12 protein-coding genes are annotated in these 18,233 nt (G+C 43.9%); 7 read left to right on the top strand and 5 right to left on the bottom strand.

The features are described from left to right. The first annotated feature begins 105 nt into the window (after positions 1-105). Complete coding sequence (locus tag AB4Z17_RS09710) at positions 106-984, top strand: DMT family transporter (RefSeq protein ID WP_441959535.1); 879 nt, start codon at positions 106-108, stop codon at positions 982-984. A gap of 214 nt (positions 985-1,198) precedes the next feature. Here AB4Z17_RS09710 and AB4Z17_RS09715 read toward each other — a convergent pair whose 3' ends face one another. Then, entirely contained in the window at positions 1,199-1,783 is a 585-nt protein-coding gene (locus AB4Z17_RS09715; RefSeq protein WP_441959520.1) for a LysE family transporter, read from the bottom strand. A gap of 63 nt (positions 1,784-1,846) precedes the next feature. Here AB4Z17_RS09715 and AB4Z17_RS09720 point away from each other — a divergent pair, with 63 nt between their 5' ends. Then, positions 1,847-2,452, top strand: coding sequence for a helix-turn-helix domain-containing protein (locus AB4Z17_RS09720; RefSeq protein WP_441959522.1), 606 nt, complete (start codon positions 1,847-1,849; stop codon positions 2,450-2,452). A 314-nt stretch (positions 2,453-2,766) separates the two neighbouring features. Then, positions 2,767-4,335, top strand: a complete 1,569-nt coding sequence (locus AB4Z17_RS09725) for a class I adenylate-forming enzyme family protein (protein ID WP_441959524.1) — start codon at positions 2,767-2,769, stop codon at positions 4,333-4,335. 28 nt (positions 4,336-4,363) lie between these two features. Here AB4Z17_RS09725 and AB4Z17_RS09730 read toward each other — a convergent pair whose 3' ends face one another. The 4 genes from AB4Z17_RS09730 to AB4Z17_RS09745 all read right to left on the bottom strand — a co-directional run bounded on the left by AB4Z17_RS09730 (position 4,364) and on the right by AB4Z17_RS09745 (position 13,364). Next, the gene (locus AB4Z17_RS09730) at positions 4,364-4,900 is read right to left on the bottom strand and encodes a hypothetical protein (protein WP_441959526.1); all 537 of its coding nucleotides are present in this window, start codon (positions 4,898-4,900) and stop codon (positions 4,364-4,366) included. Continuing rightward, on the bottom strand, positions 4,900-5,316 hold the full coding sequence (locus AB4Z17_RS09735; protein WP_441959527.1) for a MerR family transcriptional regulator: 417 nt from the start codon (positions 5,314-5,316) through the stop codon (positions 4,900-4,902). The genes AB4Z17_RS09730 and AB4Z17_RS09735 overlap by 1 nt, the downstream gene beginning before the upstream one ends. A 238-nt stretch (positions 5,317-5,554) precedes the next feature. Beyond that, positions 5,555-13,120, bottom strand: coding sequence for a pullulanase (locus AB4Z17_RS09740; protein WP_441959529.1), 7,566 nt, complete (start codon positions 13,118-13,120; stop codon positions 5,555-5,557). A 121-nt stretch (positions 13,121-13,241) separates the two neighbouring features. Then, the gene (locus tag AB4Z17_RS09745) at positions 13,242-13,364 is read right to left on the bottom strand and encodes a hypothetical protein (RefSeq protein ID WP_339206762.1); all 123 of its coding nucleotides are present in this window, start codon (positions 13,362-13,364) and stop codon (positions 13,242-13,244) included. A 218-nt stretch (positions 13,365-13,582) separates the two neighbouring features. On the opposite strand from AB4Z17_RS09745, the gene AB4Z17_RS09750 reads away from it, so the two are divergent. The 4 genes from AB4Z17_RS09750 (at position 13,583) to AB4Z17_RS09765 (ending at position 18,082) form a co-directional block, all read left to right on the top strand. Continuing rightward, positions 13,583-14,278, top strand: coding sequence for a response regulator (locus tag AB4Z17_RS09750; RefSeq protein WP_441959531.1), 696 nt, complete (start codon positions 13,583-13,585; stop codon positions 14,276-14,278). Further along, positions 14,271-15,275 (top strand): sensor histidine kinase, encoded by a 1,005-nt coding sequence (locus tag AB4Z17_RS09755; RefSeq protein WP_441959533.1) that lies wholly within the window; start codon positions 14,271-14,273, stop codon positions 15,273-15,275. The genes AB4Z17_RS09750 and AB4Z17_RS09755 overlap by 8 nt, the downstream gene beginning before the upstream one ends. A gap of 103 nt (positions 15,276-15,378) precedes the next feature. Continuing rightward, a complete protein-coding gene (locus AB4Z17_RS09760) occupies positions 15,379-16,140 on the top strand; it encodes an ABC transporter ATP-binding protein (protein WP_076268787.1) in 762 nt (253 codons plus the stop codon). Further along, entirely contained in the window at positions 16,130-18,082 is a 1,953-nt protein-coding gene (locus AB4Z17_RS09765) for an FtsX-like permease family protein (protein ID WP_076268786.1), read from the top strand. Before AB4Z17_RS09760 ends, AB4Z17_RS09765 begins: the two co-directional genes overlap by 11 nt. Positions 18,083-18,233: the final 151 nt, after the last annotated feature.

Below are 18,233 nucleotides of genomic sequence, written 5' to 3' on the forward strand. Positions count from 1 at the left end.
AGCTGTTTATGTTTGGTCATAAATATAATAAAGCCCCCTGATCCTTCCATCGCAGATGCTGCAATTGGACTCAGGGGGTTTATAAGTATGGGAGAATTTACAACGATGAACCGCAGCACCAAGTCTTTAGCTACTTATGAATTGTTATACATTATTGGTATTATCGCTATATCCTTTTCTTCCATTTTCGTTCGTTGGTCAAATGCTGACGTTGCCGTCATCGCCATGTACAGGCTCTATCTAACTAACCTGATCATGCTGCCGCTCGTCTTTAAATACCGCACGGAAATGTTCCAGYTCAGTGCCAAGCAGTGGAGACTGCTCACCCTCTCCGGCGTCATGCTCGGGCTGCACTTCTTGTTATGGATGGCTTCACTGCGGCTTACCACGGTCGCAAGCTCTACCGTTATTTTGACATTGGAGCCTGTTATGGTTATGCTCGGCTCCTACTGGCTCTTCCGTATTAAAGCAAATCGCATGATGCTGTGGGGGATGGGGATCGCGCTGATCGGCTCCATCGTTATTGCATCGGGAGACTTTTCCCTCTCAAGGGATGCGTTGATTGGCGACGTTCTGTCCTTTCTAGGCGCAGCTGCTGTTGCTGTTCATATGATGATCGGCAAGGAATTGCGTAAGGATATGAGCGCATTCACTTATAATTTCTGGGTATTCGCGCTTGCTGCGACTTCACTCGCCGTCTACAATCTCGTTCGCGGCAATTCCTTCACAGGCTACAGTCCGCAGGAATGGGGCATTTTCTTGCTGCTCGCGATCGTACCGACGCTGTTCGGGCATTACTTGTTCAATTGGCTGCTGAAGCATATGAGCGCAGCAGCCRTATCCATGGCTGTTCTTGGTGAACCCGTCATCGCCTCCTTGCTCGCTTGGGCTCTATTAAAGGAAGCACTAACGGCTTATCAAATGGCAGCCGGCGTACTTATCTTGTTCGGCGTGTGGCTATTCATACGTCATGGCAAGGAGTAGAAGCTAAGAGCTGCAGCAATTATCGAATTTTTAAAATGGATTAGATCCTCATAATACAAACAGCGGCAGCCTTGGACGAGAAAATAAGTCCTGACTGCCGCTGTTTTATTAAGCTGTAGTGCTCCGTTAACTTAGCCGAAAAAAAGCTTTGCTGCCAAAGCCAAACTACTCCTTTTTCAGCTCAACTATCCTGCCCTTCTGTCTGAACAATCCCCTACAAATGCATGGTAATTGCGCTATAAATCAATAATAATCCCATGAATATATTGAACTTTTTCTCATGTGCAGCTAGAAATTTTTGAAATAATGCACCAAAAACAGCCCAGCAGGATGTGGCTACCAGTCCTACAAAGGCAAGGAACATCGAAAACAATAATAAGCTTATATTTGATTTGTAAAATGGCATGATGAACGTCGAAATCGCTGTAATTCCGTATAATATCACCTTGAAATTAACGAACTGCAGCAGCATGCCCGATAAGAATGAATTCAGCTGCCCATGATTATCTCCATCACTGCGGTGTGGTTTGCTCTTCATAATTTTAAATGCAAGATAAGTCATATACAGGCTTCCTAATATATTCATGACAAATTTCATTTTAGGAACGAAGCTATATAATAGCAGATTGAAGTAACAACATAACAGCATTAATAGTAAGAAACCAGTTGCTACACCAAACAGAAAACGAATAGAATTCTTCATTCCATATCGGCTCGCATTAGACATCGCCATGATGTTATTTGGCCCTGGCGTAAAAGTATTCACAATAACATAAATCAAAAAAGGAGCTAAAGCCATGATTTAAATCCGCCTCTCGTGTGCTATACTTGAACAAGATGTACTCTTTAACGTATGTACGTTATGATTATACATTACGAACGCTATATCGCACAATCGAGGAGGCTAATTATTTTGGAAGACATCAATTATGTACTTGCCAATAACCTAAAACACCTGCGGGAGCTACAAAAGCTTAGTCTTGATAAGGTAGCAGAAATGACAGGGGTCAGCAAAACGATGTTAGGACAAATCGAACGCGGCGAATCCAACCCTACTATTGGAACCGTTTGGAAAATAGCTAATGGTTTAAAAGTTTCATTCACTTCCCTCATTAACGAGCCGCAATCCGATACCGTCATCGTTCGCAAAAATGAAATACAAACACTAACAGAAGATAACGGTAGATTTCTGCTTTATCCGTTTTTCCCCTTTGAAGAAGGCAGACGATTTGAAATGTATTCCGTTGATATGGAAATAGGCGCTTATTTGAGCTCTGAATCACATAGAGAAGGTACACAGGAGTTTTTAACCGTGTTTAATGGCGAGCTTACCGTTCGTGTAAATAATGAAGAATATACAGTGAAAACAGGCGATTCCATACGTTTTACAGCCGATACTCCCCATGTCTATCACAATTCAGGTGATTGTATTGTGAGAATCAGTATGGTCATTTATTATCCGTCATAACAAGAGGCTGTTCCAAAAGTAGAATAAAATCTACTTTTGGAACAGCCTCTTTTGTTTTAATCAACTACTGATTGCTGGAAGTAAATTGCCAAACCATTGTAGTAAGTCGTTTTTTCTCGGTATCGGCACCTCCTTTGGCAGTCGTATGGTATATAAGTAGCTGCACCAATCAATCGGTTGGTCATTTTATAAAAAAAACATTATTTTTCCATAAGGAAAATCAATTTGCTGCCCCAGCTTCTTCCTGTTACGGTTGAATAGTACAGTAAATTCATGGGTTTTATTGCTCTTATTTTAATTAGGGAGGTTATGATATGCTGCTTTCCAAAATATTGCCGAAGACTGCTCAGATGCACCCAACAAAAAATGCAATGAAGGATAAGAATGAAACCCTTACTTATGAACAGTTATTTAATAAGGTTAACCGTGTCGCTCAAGGATTTCATGATCTTGCAATCAAGCCAGGAGACCGAATTGCACTGATTAGTTCCCCATCACCGTACCTCGCTATTGCCGAACTTGCTGCGGTTGCCATTGGCGCCATTCCTGTAACGATTTTTCCCGGGTTAGCCGCAAATGAAATCAAAAACATTGTACAAGATGCCGCTCCCATTGCACTCGTCTACAGCTCCGAACAATCTCAGCTATTAGAAGCCTTATCTTCACTGCCAATTGCGCATTTCATTTCATGCACCTTAGATCAGTCCCCCCTATCATTGCAATCTTTTATGGTTCATTGTCCCGCTATCGTGGATTGGCATGAAGCTGCACCAGATGACGTGGCGCTTATTATTTATACAGGCGGTACGACAGGACGATCCAAGGGCGTCATGCATTCTCATCGCCATATTCGCAATTGGTCCTTTATGAACCTTGAGAGGGGCGGCGGGCATAACACCTCTAAAAAATCGATCGTGATGAATCAAGCCCATTTAACCGGCCAGTTTGTTTTGTGGACGACCTTATTTGAAGGCGGCTGCCTTATTTATCCGAATGAGTATCCCGTTCGAGCTGAAGAAATCGTAGATATCATAGAACGAGAGCAAATTAGGTTTTTGGGTACTGTAGGGCTATTATTTCGAGATATTGTCCTTATGGAAAATATCAAATCCCGCAGCCTGCAATCCGTCGAAGGCATCTCTTGCGGCGGCGCTCCCATCAGTGAAAATGTATTTCATCAAGCGTTAACTATTTTTCCGAATGCACAAATTACCGAAGTCTATTCCCAAACAGAAAGCGGACAATTTATTAGTTTTTTAAACATAAACCAATGTTTCCATGAAGGAAAGCTAAATCGATTAGTATCCGTTGGCAATCCAGCCAACATGCCATATTGGGGGCAACAAGCATTTCAAATTCGTATTATTAACGAGCATGGCCAAGATGTTAAACAAGGAGAAACTGGCGAAATTATATGCAAAGGAGAGCAAATCATGCTTGGCTACTGGAATAATCCAGTGGAAACAAACCATGCCCTGCTGGACGGGTGGCTCTATACGGGTGACTTAGGCAGGTTTGATGAGGACGGTTATTTGTATCTCATGGATCGAAAGAAAGATATTATTATTATTGACGGTGCAAATGTTTACTGCTCAGAAGTAGAGGAGGCACTTAGCAAGCATCCGTCAATTCGTGAGGTTGCTGTATTTGGAACGCCCTTATTAGTGGATGGCGAAGAAGTAACTGCGGTGGTGTCCCTTAAGGGCGATGCAGAGCTGACTTTAACTGATCTAAAAATATTTTGCCATGAGCAGATTGCTCCATTTAAAATTCCAACGCGATTGGAAATCGTTGCTTCTCTCCCAAGAACCTCTGTCGGGAAGCTGAACAAGGCGGAGCTGAAGAAAACGTATTGGCTCGGCAGAACACGTATGATCAATTAATGCTTATCTCATTAATTATTTTGGGTGCTTAACGTGGTGAAAGCCCTTCAATTCGGTATTTTTTCTCCCAATCCGCATATTCACTCGATTCGATCCTAATGATTTTTGTTTGGGAATGATCAATAAATTCATATTCCGATTGCTCATTAGATTTTTTCAGAGCCAGATGTTCTTTCATAAACGCTGCGGCTTCTTCATCAACGGCCAAGCCGTCCATTTCATCCTCAGATACGATCCTTAATGGCACTTCATGTTCAATTCGAATAGACTTTTCTTTTTCTCTATAGGTGATAGCAACAATGATGGTCTTCTCTCCGCATGTTACTGGGCTTGTCGTAAATAGTTCAACGATCATGTTATTTATTATCATTGGATTGGGTACGACGATCTCCTGAATATCCGTCTCCTCATATCCGCTCAAATTGTGCAGACGATGAATGCCGCTTGGCAGCGTAAGCTGAACACGAACATCATCCGCAACACGAATTGGAGAAAGCTGAAGCCAAAGATGGTTCATGCCTTCTTCATTTTCCATAACGGATTTGGTGAACCTTGTTTTGATCATCACTTCACTTCTCCCTTCAGCATTTGAGAGATCGTCTTTACCATTTTCTCCCGGAGTTCCGCCGAAATTCGTGGGCTCATCGAAAGAATGACATCATCATTAATGACATGGGTATCATTGGTTAGCATTTTTTTGGAGCGATAAAGCTGAAGATTCTCGCCTATTTTGGAAATCTCATCTATAGAGAGCTCCTTCAGCTTTTCTTGGATAGCAGCCAGCGTTTCTCCGCTATGGACTAACGTGAGAATCGCACGAAAGTAACTAACATGGTTGCTCGTATAAACTCTTTTGTTCCCCACAAGCTCTAACGGGGGAACGATCCCGATCTGGGTATAATACCTGACGGTTCTCAAATTCATCTCAGGATCTTCCTGCTGGAGAATCTCCGCAACTTGTTTCGCTGTGAATGTGTCCATCGTTTCACCTCTTTTCTCATTATTGACAACCAACCATTTACAGCTCGCTGTATTAGTTACAGTATACTGTAACTATAGTCATGATGTAAAGATATTGATTGCTCTACTCGGCAATACAACAACGCCAAAAAAAGCCGGGTCTCCAGAAGGAGAAGCCCGGCTTTTGTCTGTTTCAGCAACTACATCATGTTAGACATAATGATTTGCCAACTTTCTAACCCTTACATTGAAGAAATGCTCATTTCCCTAAAAGCTTATAGATGACCTGTGCACTTTCTGCACGAGTCATTTTCCCCTTAGGCACAAATGTTTCGTTTTCTCTGCCTTGTATCAGCCCTAGCTTAGCAGCCGCCGCAACCGATGCTTCCGCCCATTTGCTAATTTGGCTGCGGTCAGTAAATGTTGTTTCCTCTGCCGCCGAAGCTGCAGCCGCTCCCTTTCTAACCTCATACGCTCGCATGATCATGACAGCCATTTCCTCGCGGCTTATCGTTTCATTTGGCGCAAACGCCGAAGTACTGCGACCTTTTATAATGCCCAGCTTGCTCGCTGTCGCCACATAAGCGGAATACCATTTGCCCGCTTCTACATCGCTATAGCTTGCCGTGCCTTCTACTTTCACTCCAAGAGCACGGATAAGCATAGCTGCAAATTCTGCTCTCGTTACGTTAGCCTGTGGTGCAAACTGCTTCTCATTAATGCCCGAAACAATGTGCTTCGCAGTTAGTGATTTAATCGCTGCATTAGCCCAGTGACTCGCTGGCACATCCGTAAATGATTTATCGTACTCAAGAACCGCATATTTGCTGAAATGGAATACCTCAGCCGTAATCAACTCACCCTTAAGCGTGCCGCCGATGTATTCCAGCTTGCCAGCATCACTCACATAATAGATACCAACGATGTCTTGGTGTGCGTTCGGGTTAAGCTGGAAGCTGAGTAGGATCGGCTTCTCAAATTTTGTAACCGGAATCACTTTTCCAGCCTTCGTTACGATGCTTAAGTTGAAATCATAAACCAGAGAGCCCGCTTTCAGCTTAGCTTGAACATCCTGGGTTCGGTCAACCAAAGCGTCCGCATCTGCTGTCTTCAACGGTTTTGCCTCGAATACGATACGAGCCCCATCCGCTTCACTCGCAGACACAAGTCCTTTTATGGATGCCAATAGTTCATTTGACAGCGTCATTGTAATGCCAGCTGCCTTCAGCTCCAAGCTATTGCCTGCCAGTACTGCTGCTGCATCTAGCGGCAATTGTACCGAATGTTTTCCATCGACAAATTGTACCGTCACTTTACCATCCTTGCCGCTGCGCAAGATGTCATTATCAATCACTTGGACGTCTGCTGGCTGTGGTGTACTCGGCGTCGTAGGTGTTGGAACATTATCCGCAACCTCACTCAAAATAACCGTTCCGCCTTCGTTTCTGCCCGGCACTTCAACCGTCACCTGTCCATTATCCTTCACCGTATAAAGTATTCCGCTGTACTCATCCTTTGCTTTAGCTCCAGCTGCGAAAGGAACTTCCAGCGTAACCTGCTTGCTCTCCACGGCTGTGTTAATAATCGTTACAACATTTACGCCGTTAAATTGTTTATTAAATGCTAAATAAGCTAGTGTATCCGATCCAGCAAGCTTGGTACGCAAGCCTTTGGAATAAACCTTCGAGAACTTCGCCCGAATATTGAGCAGCTTCTCGTAATGATCATGCAGCGCTTGTTCTGCCGTCAACTGATCCCATGGCATATCTGAACGATTTTCGCTAAACAATCCTGCGCTCATGTCGCGAGCATTAGGACCTGAGCGGCCAAGCTCCTCGCCATAATAAATGACGGGCTGGCCTTTCGCCGTGATTTGAAGAGCTGCTGCGATTTTCAGCTTGCCTTTGTCTCCTTTCACAAACTCAGACAGGAAACCATCCTCATCGTGGCTGCTTAGGAACTGCCCCATCATTGCTGTGTTGTCCAGCTTCGTTTCCCGGTCTGCCAGATATGCATCGACAGCATCAATCTTCCCATCTGTAAAATCTTTGGCTCTGTCATTAAAGCTAAAATCGAGCAAGCTGTCCATTTGGCCGCTGCGCAGCATGCCGCCGTCACCGTCGATTGAAGCGCCAAAATTTTCACCGATCAGCTTGAAGCTTGGATCGATAGTCGTCAAAGCATTTTTGAACGCTTTCCACGTTGTGCTCTCTACATGCTTCACTGTATCCACGCGGAAGAAATCAATCGTATCGCCGCGATTCGTTCTAGCGCGCTCCAGCCAGCCTGCTTGCCATTCGATCATTTTCTCACGGACGGCAGGGTCCTCTGTCTTGAAGTCCGGCAAACCATCCAGTTCTCCTTCAATTGGATTGGTGCTGGCTTGAACGCCATTTGTTCTGAGCATCCCTTCAAAGCGAGCTTTGTCCTCCGGCGTAATGCCTGGACGGTTATCCTCAGCTTTTAAGCCGTAGCCGGTATGGTTAAGCACCACGTCGACCATAATCTTGATGCCCTTGTCGTGAGCTTTGTTGATTAGTTCCTTAAACGTATCCATATCACCAAGATGCTCATCTAGCTTCGTGAAATCTTTTGCCCAGTAGCCATGATAGCCGTACTGCTTGGTGTTAAAATCTACGCCTTTGTTGAAATCGATATTATCGACAATCGGAGTGATCCACAGCGTATTAATGCCCAGCTCCTGCAAATAATCCAGCTTGTCGATCATGCCTTGGAAATCACCGCCATGGTAAGCTTCAAGGTGATCTTTATCTACATCCGCATTATTGGCCCAATCCCCATCCGCAAACCGATCAGTTAGCGCGAAATAGATACGTGCCTCATCCCAATCAAAGTCGAGATTGCCAGCAAAGGTTCTTGCTTTTACCGTTATTGTGGCTGTATGGGTGTGCTTGTTGCCGTACTCATCGATGAGTGTAACGGGTATTTCTTTTACTCCCGCTGTAACCGTGTCTTTCACGGCAATCGATTGTGCAAACAGCTTGGTGTCGAAGGRCACTTTAGCTAATCCACCTACTGCCGTTAAATCCATATACCCTTCAGAAAATGCGACTTCTTCTGATGCTGATGCCTGTAATTTGAGCACCGCGCTTTCATTATACGAAATCGCAGCAGGATGAACCGATGTTGTCATCGTTACGACAGGCTTCCGATACGTAATGACTGATTTGCCATTGGTCGTATTCTTGGGATCGGTTATTTCAACGACTGCTTCGTCTTTCTTCTTCACAAGGAAGGTATATTCGTATGTGCCGCCTTCTACATTTGCAAGTGAATAAGTAAACCACTCCTTCGCAGCATCATAAACCATTTCATGCTCTGCACCATTCACCTTTACCTTAACCCCGGTCAAATCGCTTGACCGTCCTTTTTCAAATAAAGCATCATCCCGGTACAGGAAGGTAATGCCGCCATCTTTTAGAACTGGTCCGGTAATAGTTGGCAAAATATCGAGCTGCTTTACCATACTCGTTATATTTACTTTCGTAAAAGCAGCCCCTGGCGAGATCGGAATCACGCGATCGTCTGGAATATCCTGCTTCGCAGTGTCCCAGTCTGTTCCTTTACGAAGCACGAAGCCCACATTGGTCGCATCCTGCGAAATTTCAAGCATGACTGTTGCAATGCCATTTTCGATTTTATCAAAGTTGATTTGATCATTTTTCACACCGGTGTTCCATATCCACATATTCCAGTCCTGATAGTTTTTATCCGGACGAATGTAGTTGATTTGGACATACCGTTTGGTTGATTCCGTTTTTACAGCAACTACAGCGCTCACGGATATTCCGTTGTACGTAGCTGTGATTGTTGCATTTCCTAAGCTGTTTGCTTTAACAAGACCTCCTGTTGTTACAGAAGCAATTTCAGGCTTATCCGAAGAATAAGCAACAACGCTCGTTACTTTTCTTTTGCTGCCGTCGCTGTATTTCGCGTAAACTACCGTTTGATGGGTCGTTCCAACCTGCAAAGGATAGTTAGCGCTATCCAGCTCAAGCGCATTTAGAACAGGCGCTGCCGCCTCCATCTTAATAATGACTGCGGTCAACGGCTCAAGCGTAATCGAGCTAGACGTCAGTTCAAATCCGGATGGCGCAGAAACCGCCGAAATCCCCGCTTCATCATTATCTACTAGCACTGTGCCTGCCGTTAAATCCTCTGTTAACGTAAGCGTTCTTGCTGTACGATCAGCATTCATAAATACATAATAATTGCCGGTGCCGTCTGTTGCTTTATTTTTGTAGCCGATCACGAGATCGTTATCTTTCATTTCCTTCGCAGGAATGAGCGTGACATTGGAATCAACTAGGTCCTTTTCGCCTAAACGGAAGGCATCCGTATGTTTCCGAAGTTTAATTAATCCTGCTGTGTACTCCTTCGTTACATGATTGACTGGATATTGCTCAGCATAAGTCGCCTTCTGCCAGTCAAATTTATTGATTGCATCGGAGGAATCATAGGAATCATGAATGAAATAACCAAAAGCTTTTCCAGCTTCATCTTTAAATTCAGTAGACTTTTGTTCCGGAATCTCGTCCCCAAGCCACTGCTTCGTTCTGCCATATTCTTGACCAGCATGAAGGAAAGCCGTACCTTGAGAGGTTAGAATGAGCAAATTGCCAAGACGCACCCGTTTATGAATCTCCAGATCATTAGCCGCTATAGCCGGGTCCTTCTTGATCGATTGGGCGATAACATCATACAGCGGCAAGTTGTCATGGGCTTCAATATACTGCACCATGTCTCCCGGGTCATCAGCAGGCGTGTTGCTTGGCTGCCCCTTGATATTATTCAGGATCGTAGCCACGCTTCTTGCTCCACCTGTTATAAATCTTGGCTCGCCCTCCGAGCCGAAACCGGATTTCAATTCATTGCGAATCTCATCGGAGAAAACGCCTACACTGTCTGTTTTATCCATCCATTTTTGGTCTGCGCCTTTGCCCTTCAAAGCAGGATCAGAAGCATCGCCTCCGAACGTTACCCAGCCTTCACCGATAAACAAGGCATTCGGATTAATACTCGCTGCTGCATCGTATGCATTCTGCACGGAATCATAAGTAGCATCGCCCATCATATCCCAGCGCATGCCGTCGATTTTGTATTCATCAAACCAATACTTAACCGAATCAACCATTAGCTTCTCCGCCATTTTGTGAGAGGTAGCAAGGTTGTTGCCGAATCCGCCGATGTTTTTGCCATTTGCATCTAGGAATGCGTAGTAATTAGGTACGATATCGTTTAAGAAGCTTGCTTTGGCCATATGGGTGTAGACGACATCAAGAACGACTCCCATACCTTCATCATGAATCGCATCAATGAGTCCTTTTAGTTCCTTTACTCTCAGCTCGGGATCTGCCGCATCCTCCGAATAAGCGCCATCCGGCGAGAAGTAGCTATGCGGATCATAACCCCAGTTGTATTCGTTGTTTTGTGCAGAGTATTCCAGTTCTCTTGTTCCCATCTGAGCTTCGTCGCCATAATACCAAGCCATAACTGGGAGCAGCTGAATATGGGTAACGCCTAATGATTTAATATAAGACAGCTTATCCTTGAATGCGTTATAAGAGCCCCATCTCGCATTAAGATCATCAGCTACGGATGGATCGGACGTAAAGTCTCTAATATGCGCCTCCCAAATAATAGCGTCCTCTCGTTTCTCATAGCCGTCAATTTTGGCAAAATCATAGTCTGCGGCAGGATTAGTTGCACCTAGATCAACGATTGCCGCTTTGCCAACTGCATCGCCATCTGGACCGGTTTCACCTTTCGTATTCACTCTAAACTCCGCCATCGATTTCGCGTACGGGTCGAGTACTTGTTTCGTAACCCCATCATTCGTCACTTCATATTGATAAAAATACCCCTTCAGATCGGTTATGCCTTGACCTGTAAGATCAGTTGGCGCGATAGCTGCCGTCCAAACGCCTTTGTCGCCTTTCGTCAAACTGGCACTGCCAACTAGCTTAGTGGAATCGGCTTTATCATAGACATTTGCTACGACTGAGCTTGCTTTTGGCGCCCATAGCTTCRGAACGACGCTGCCAGAATGATAGCTCGCCCCAAGATCATTTCCTTCGTAGTTGTAAAGCTCATCAAGCATTCTCCAGCCTGCAGCTGCGGATACGGTTCTCCCTTGGTAAGTTACGTTCAGCGGCGTTTGATCCAGCTGAATGTTTGCCGAGACATTTGCTGTTTTTTTATCAGCGTTCAACACCACTTGATTAATCGATACAGCTGTACCGTTCTTATCCGTAATTGTAATGGCATTCTTCAATTCCTCTGCTGCGAGACCGTCGGTCATCGTGAATCCGAGAAGGAGCTTACTTTCGGATAAGATCTCTGCGGACTCAAGGGCTGTAGGCAGTTCCCAGTAAGGGGACACGTATACATTATTATCTCCCTTCTTGATCCAGAGCTGATTGTAACGATCTACAAGACTGAAGGAGCGATTGCCACCGTCCTTATCCGCATCGCCCAAGGTGCGATTAACGACAATAAAACTAATTTTTTGTGCGTTCTCTTGAAGCGGAATATCGACATAGCTGCCATAACGGTCGACCTGTTCCTCTGTAAAAGCGGATGCGCCCGTTGGCCAGTCTGTTGAAGGAGTCGCCACCTGATCCCACAGCCATAAACCGTAAGCACTCTGTTTTTTGTCGTCTCTCACATAGTGAATACGAACGGTATTAGCTGGGAGCTCTACCGGCTCGAAATAAGATACTTTATCGGCGTTCTCCTTAATCCAAATTTCATTTACTGCAGGGGAGCTTATGGATACCGTTTTATCGCCGCCATCCTTAGCTCCATCTAATCGATTAACAATAAGGAAGCCCACTTTTTTGGCATTCGCAGCTAGTGGAATATCAACATAGGCACCATAGCTGTCTCTCTTATCTGCTGGAAACGCTATTGCGCCAAGCGGCCAGCCCGTTGAAGGAGCGGCAACCTGATCCCATGTCCATATTCCTTGATTCTCATAAAGAGCATCTGCCCGATTGTAATGAATGCGCAGATGGTTAGCCGGAATCGGATCGAGGTTCGGGTCAACCGGATCTGGACTCGGACTCTGGTCAACTGGTGCTTTGAAATCTGCTGATACTACTTCTGTATTCGCGTTATATTTAAACGTTACTGGAAGATCGGCAGGAAGACTAAGCAATTGATCATCCTTTGGATACGTCTGGTCATCCCAAGTCGATCCAAGCACGATTTTGAATTTGTAATCCCCTTTGGGTACATCTTTCGTTATCGTGTAGACGCCATCCAGATCGGTATCAGTCAAAATAGATAGCGCCGATTCTGGTGCCCAGTTACTTGGTTCCCCTAGCGGAACCTGCAGTGTCCCAACAATCCGAGGCAGCTTGTCGCTGGCTACCTGGGTGTAATAGGTAGAATCCGCAATTTTATGTGTATCGTGGTTATAATAAAAAGTCACTTCTTTCTCTTCGGAGAGTGTCAGCTTAATATTGCCGCTGCTATCCACACCGCTTGGATTCGTGTAATTACCAAAGCCATAGCTTTCCAACCAGCCTCCATTTAGAGCTACTTTATATTCATATGTGCCTGCTGGCAGTGTAGCCTTAAACGTATAATAACCGCTGCCGCTCTCGCTCATCTTGGTTGCCTCGGCTTTGGGGTCCCAATTCTCGCTGTTACCGAGCCCCTTCTGCAAGTCGCCGACAAGAACAACCTGAGTTGGCGCCGCGGCGTTCGTATGTAGCGGTATTGCGCCCACTAGCGACCAGATCATAGCTGCAATAAGCATGATAGACATCATTTTCTTTCGTTTTAAAGCAAAGCCCATTTGGATGAACCTCCTCAAATTATGATCATTGCACCTTTCAATCTTCAACTCGCACCGTTCCGTCTACACCAAAGTTCGTTTACACAACACCCCCTGACTTCTGTCTAAACAGCTATAGATTTTATGCAAGCGTTTGCACAAATAACATAATTAATGCAAACTTTTTAACCGCATCTTCTACAACAGCTGTTCCAGTCATAAAAGCGCAATGAAAGCGTTTGCTGATTCCCATATTAATACTCAAAATAAAGCGCTGTCAATTGTTTTTCTCACCTTTTACCTATTTCGACACGTAAATCCACCTTTTTCTCCCGAAATGACAACGTTTGCACAAAATGTTGCACAACCTTCTTTTCTCATCCCCTCTCTCTATTCAGCACTTTGTTCCGTGCCATTTATGGCATACATAGGGATTTTCCTATACAATTCATAGTAATAAACTTTAAAAAAAGCGGTGACCCTATGTTTAAACTATTGTTAATTGAAGATGACACAACGTTATTTAACGAGATAAAAGACCGATTATCCCAGTGGTCATATGAAGTACATGGCATTTCGGATTTTGAGAAAGTGATTCAGCAATTTACCTTGGTTAAGCCGGACCTCGTGATCATCGATATTCAGCTTCCAAAATTCGATGGATTTCATTGGTGCAGAATGATACGTTCCCACTCGAGCGTCCCGATCATCTTCCTATCCTCGCGAGACCACCCGACGGACATCGTCATGTCTATGCAGCTTGGAGCGGATGATTATATACAAAAGCCCTTTCACTTCGATGTGCTCATCGTCAAAATACAAGCAATTCTTCGGCGGGTATACAATTACAATACCGAACATATCGAGCTTAAAACCTGGTGCGACGCAACGGTTGATTATGAGAAAAATCTGGTCTCCAATCATAAAGGCTCCATTGAGCTTACCAAAAATGAGATCTTTATTTTAAAAATGCTCATTGACCGTAAAAATAAGATTGTTAGCCGGGAAGAATTGATTAATAGCTTATGGGATGATAAACGGTTTGTCAGTGACAACACGCTTACTGTGAATGTGAACCGGCTGCGCAAAAGGCTCGATGAAATTGAACTGGGCCGATTTGTTGAAACGAAGGTTGGACAAGGCTATATGGCTGTTGAAGAGGCGCATGATTATGATTAGAAAATATATAGTGGAGAGGCGCAGCTGGATTCTGTTGTTTATTATTTTGCAGCTGCTGATTCTTGTTTGTGCTTATGTAGATTCAACGATTCCCCTGCAATCGATGATCTACCTCTTTTATTTATCTTCGATTATTTTTATCATCCATTTCGTCATCCGGTATCATAAAGAAACAAGGTTCATCAGAAGCTTAGAGGAGCGAGACATCAGTCTGGATACTACGAGTATGGCTGAGCCGGAGAGCCCGTTTGAGAAAGTGATCGAAAAAAGCATGACGAATCAAGCGGAACTGCTGAAGCAGGCTGCAATGAACAATCGGATGATTTTGGAGCATGAGAAGGATGAGCTGTTATCTTGGATACACGAGGTAAAAACGCCGCTAACCGCGATGCGTCTCATGATAGACCGTATACAGGATGAAGGAATGAAAACGCATTTGACATATGAATGGCTGCGGATTCACCTCCTGCTCGACCAGCAGCTCCATCAGAGACGCATACCGTTTATTGAAAATGATATCTATATCGAAAACACCGATTTGGAAACGATCATCTTCGATGAAATCAAGACGCTGCAATCATGGTGTATCCAGAAGGGGATCGGCTTTGATATTCAATTGGATGAACCGAAAGCGCTGAGCGATGCGAAATGGCTTTCCTTTATCATCAGACAGATTTTAACCAACGCTGTAAAATATAGCCCTCCTTCCGATATCGTGATCAAGAGCTATCAGCGGAATCAGCAGACTATCCTTGAAATCATTGATAATGGACGCGGCATCGACCCGAAGGATCTGCCTCGCATTTTTGATAAAGGCTTTACATCGACGACAATGCACCAAGACAGCGCCGCAACAGGCATGGGATTGTATTTAGCTCAAAAAGCAGCTCAATCGCTGTTGATCCGTGTCCATGTCAAATCCGAGCTCGGATCAGGAACAGCGTTCACCTTAACTTTCCCGCAGCGAAATGAATTCGTTCGTATCACAAGCATGTGACAACTTTGTCACATGCTTCTATTATTTGTTCGGTCATTCGAAGGAACAAATCGGACATTCGTTTTACAATAAAAGTAATAGACCTAGGGAGAGTGTTAATCACATGTTCATTCTGGAAGCAACCAAAATTCATAAAATTTACGGAAACAAATTCAATAAGCAGGAAGTATTATGCGGGCTCGATATTAGCATTGAAAAAGGGGAATTCGTCAGCATCATGGGCGCATCCGGCTCAGGAAAAACGACCTTGCTTAACGTGCTTTCATCGATTGACCACATTAGCAGCGGCTCGATTAAAATCGAAGGGAAAGTTATTTCTGGGTTAAAAGAAAAACAATTGGCTGAATTTCGTAAAAATCGTTTAGGCTTTATTTTTCAGGAATACAATTTATTAGACACGCTAACGGTCAAAGAAAATATTTTATTGCCGCTGTCGATTACGAAGACGCCAAAAAAAGAAGCTGAGCGTAAGTTTCAGGCGGTAGCGACCGAGCTTGGCATTTATGAGCTCCGCAATAAGTATCCGAATGAAATATCTGGCGGTCAAAAGCAACGTACATCCGCTGCAAGAGCCTTTATCCATGAACCAAGCATTATTTTCGCTGACGAACCGACAGGTGCCCTTGATTCCAAATCCGCCTCTGATTTACTGAACAAGCTGAGCGGTTTAAATCAAAAAAGACAAGCTACCATCGCCATGGTTACTCACGATCCGGTAGCTGCCAGCTATTGCAGCAGAGTCATCTTCATCAAGGATGGACAAATCTATTCTCAGCTTTATAAGGGAGAACAAACGCGGCAAAACTTCTTCAACGATATTATGGCAACACAAAGTGTACTAAGCGGGGTGCACCATGAGCATTAATCAACTCATTTTCCGCAATCTAAAAAAGAATCTAAAAAATTATTATCTCTATGTGTTTGCTCTCGTGTTTAGCGCTGCTCTTTATTTCGCCTTTGTCACCCTGCAGTTTGATCCTGCCATGGATGAGGCGAAAGGTTCTGTTAAAGGGGCTGCCGCCATTAAGACTGCTTCTTATTTGCTCGTTGGAATCGTTTCTATTTTTCTGCTGTACGCCAATACCATCTTTATTAAAAGGCGCAGCAAGGAAATCGGCTTATTTCAGCTTATCGGAATGACCAAAAATAAAATTTTCCGCATTCTGACGCTGGAAAACTTTTTTCTTTATTTCGGCTCCATCCTGCTTGGGGTTCTGGTCGGTTTCTCTGTGTCCAAATTAATTATTATGATTTTATTTAAAACGATCGGTGTTGAGGTGGCCGCTGAGCTGCATTTCTCCACCCAAGCATTCAAGCAAACCATCATTATTTTTTTAGTTATTTATCTTCTGATTATGTTGATGAACTATTTATTTATAAAAAAACAAACGATATTATCGCTGTTTAGAGTGAATTCCGTCACAGAAGGCAAAGCAAGAAGAGTGTCTATTCTGGAAATGCTAATCGGCATTGCCGGATTGCTTTTGATAGCGCTGGGCTATTATATTTCTTCCGAACTGTTCGGCGGTAAATTTGTGACGATGACCGCGCTCTTTGCTGCCATGATCGGCATACTCGGCTCCGTCATCCTTGGAACCTTCCTTTTCTATAAAGGATCGGTCAGCTTTATTTTCAACGTGATCCGAAAGCAGAAAAACGGTTACCTTAACATAAATGAAACCTTATCTCTCTCGTCTATTATGTTCCGGATGAAATCAAATGCGCTGCTGCTCACGATCATTACGACCGTGTCGGCGCTTGCTATCGGCTTATTATCCTTAAGCTATATCTCTTATTACTCTGCCGAAAAAACGGCCAAAAACAATGTTCCCGAACATTTTGCATTTATGAACGTTCAGGACGCGGAGCAGTTTAAAGAAGCTCTAAACAAAAACAAGCTGCCGTATACCGAAAAAACCATTCCTGTCATTCAGGTAGACGTCAATGTGAAGAGTATTATGAATAACAATCTGGAAGGGGTAAGCGTGGCTGGGAATTCGGATATGATGACCTTGCCCGTTGTCAGCGAAAAGTCTGTTGACGGCATTCAGCTGTCTAAAGACGAGATCTATCTCTCCGGTTACAGCAGCATGCTCAAACAGTTCATGTCTTTGAAGGACTCAGGGCCTGTACAATTAGTGAATCCTACTCAAAGTATTCCACAACAATATATCGGACTTAAGGAGCAGCCCATCGTCTCATGGTGGTTTAAAAGCGGCGGATTGCCTGTAGTTATCGTCGATGATTCTGTTTTTGAGCGCTTAAATAATCATCTTGATCCGGCTATTCAGAAACACTCTACCCTGCATATCGGAATTAATATGAAAGATCGTTCTGATCTAAAAGAAGCGACTCAGCTATTCAATGAGATGAAGTTCTCTGAACACAACAGAAATGATTCTCAGCTTAATACAAGCAACCAGCAAAAACAAACGATGGGCTTGATTATGTTTATCGTTGCTTTCCTTGGACTAACCTTTCTTATCACATCCGGCAATATTCTCTATTTTAAGCAAATGGGAGAAAGCGAAGAGGAAAAGCCGAACTATACCATCCTTCGAAAGCTCGGCTTCACAAGGGCTGATTTGTTAAGGGGCATAAAAATAAAACAAATGTTCAACTTTGGCATTCCCTTAGTGGTTGGGCTGCTTCACAGCTATTTTGCAGTCAAATCCGGATGGTTTTTCTTTGGAACAGAGCTTTTAACTCCGATGATTATCGTCATGCTGCTATATACCATCCTTTACTCCATATTCGGAATTCTTTCCGTCTCTTATTACAAAAAAATCATTAAAGAAGCACTTTAATACCATCTAAACAGGATATCCCTCTTTGATTTTCAGAAGACGGGTACCCTGTTTTTCTTTGTGTGTTAATATGCAAAAAAAACGAGATCGCAAACTCAATATCCAAGTGGAAGTTCGATTCATTACCTGTTAAGATGTGGATATGTAAGGA

The sequence above is a fragment of the Paenibacillus sp. TAF43_2 genome (assembly GCF_052113545.1).
Classification (GTDB): domain Bacteria; phylum Bacillota; class Bacilli; order Paenibacillales; family Paenibacillaceae; genus Pristimantibacillus.

Excerpts from the sequence above, each read along its gene's own strand:
- AB4Z17_RS09755 (WP_441959533.1), top strand. The coding sequence starts at position 14,271 with ATGATTAGAAAATATATAGTGGAGAGGCGCAGCTGGATTCTGTTGTTT.
- AB4Z17_RS09715 (WP_441959520.1), bottom strand. The coding sequence starts at position 1,783 with ATGGCTTTAGCTCCTTTTTTGATTTATGTTATTGTGAATACTTTTACG.
- AB4Z17_RS09725 (WP_441959524.1), top strand. The coding sequence starts at position 2,767 with ATGCTGCTTTCCAAAATATTGCCGAAGACTGCTCAGATGCACCCAACA.
- AB4Z17_RS09730 (WP_441959526.1), bottom strand. The coding sequence starts at position 4,900 with ATGATCAAAACAAGGTTCACCAAATCCGTTATGGAAAATGAAGAAGGC.
- AB4Z17_RS09760 (WP_076268787.1), top strand. The coding sequence starts at position 15,379 with ATGTTCATTCTGGAAGCAACCAAAATTCATAAAATTTACGGAAACAAA.
- AB4Z17_RS09720 (WP_441959522.1), top strand. The coding sequence starts at position 1,847 with ATGATTATACATTACGAACGCTATATCGCACAATCGAGGAGGCTAATT.
- AB4Z17_RS09735 (WP_441959527.1), bottom strand. The coding sequence starts at position 5,316 with ATGGACACATTCACAGCGAAACAAGTTGCGGAGATTCTCCAGCAGGAA.
- AB4Z17_RS09765 (WP_076268786.1), top strand. The coding sequence starts at position 16,130 with ATGAGCATTAATCAACTCATTTTCCGCAATCTAAAAAAGAATCTAAAA.
- AB4Z17_RS09750 (WP_441959531.1), top strand. The coding sequence starts at position 13,583 with ATGTTTAAACTATTGTTAATTGAAGATGACACAACGTTATTTAACGAG.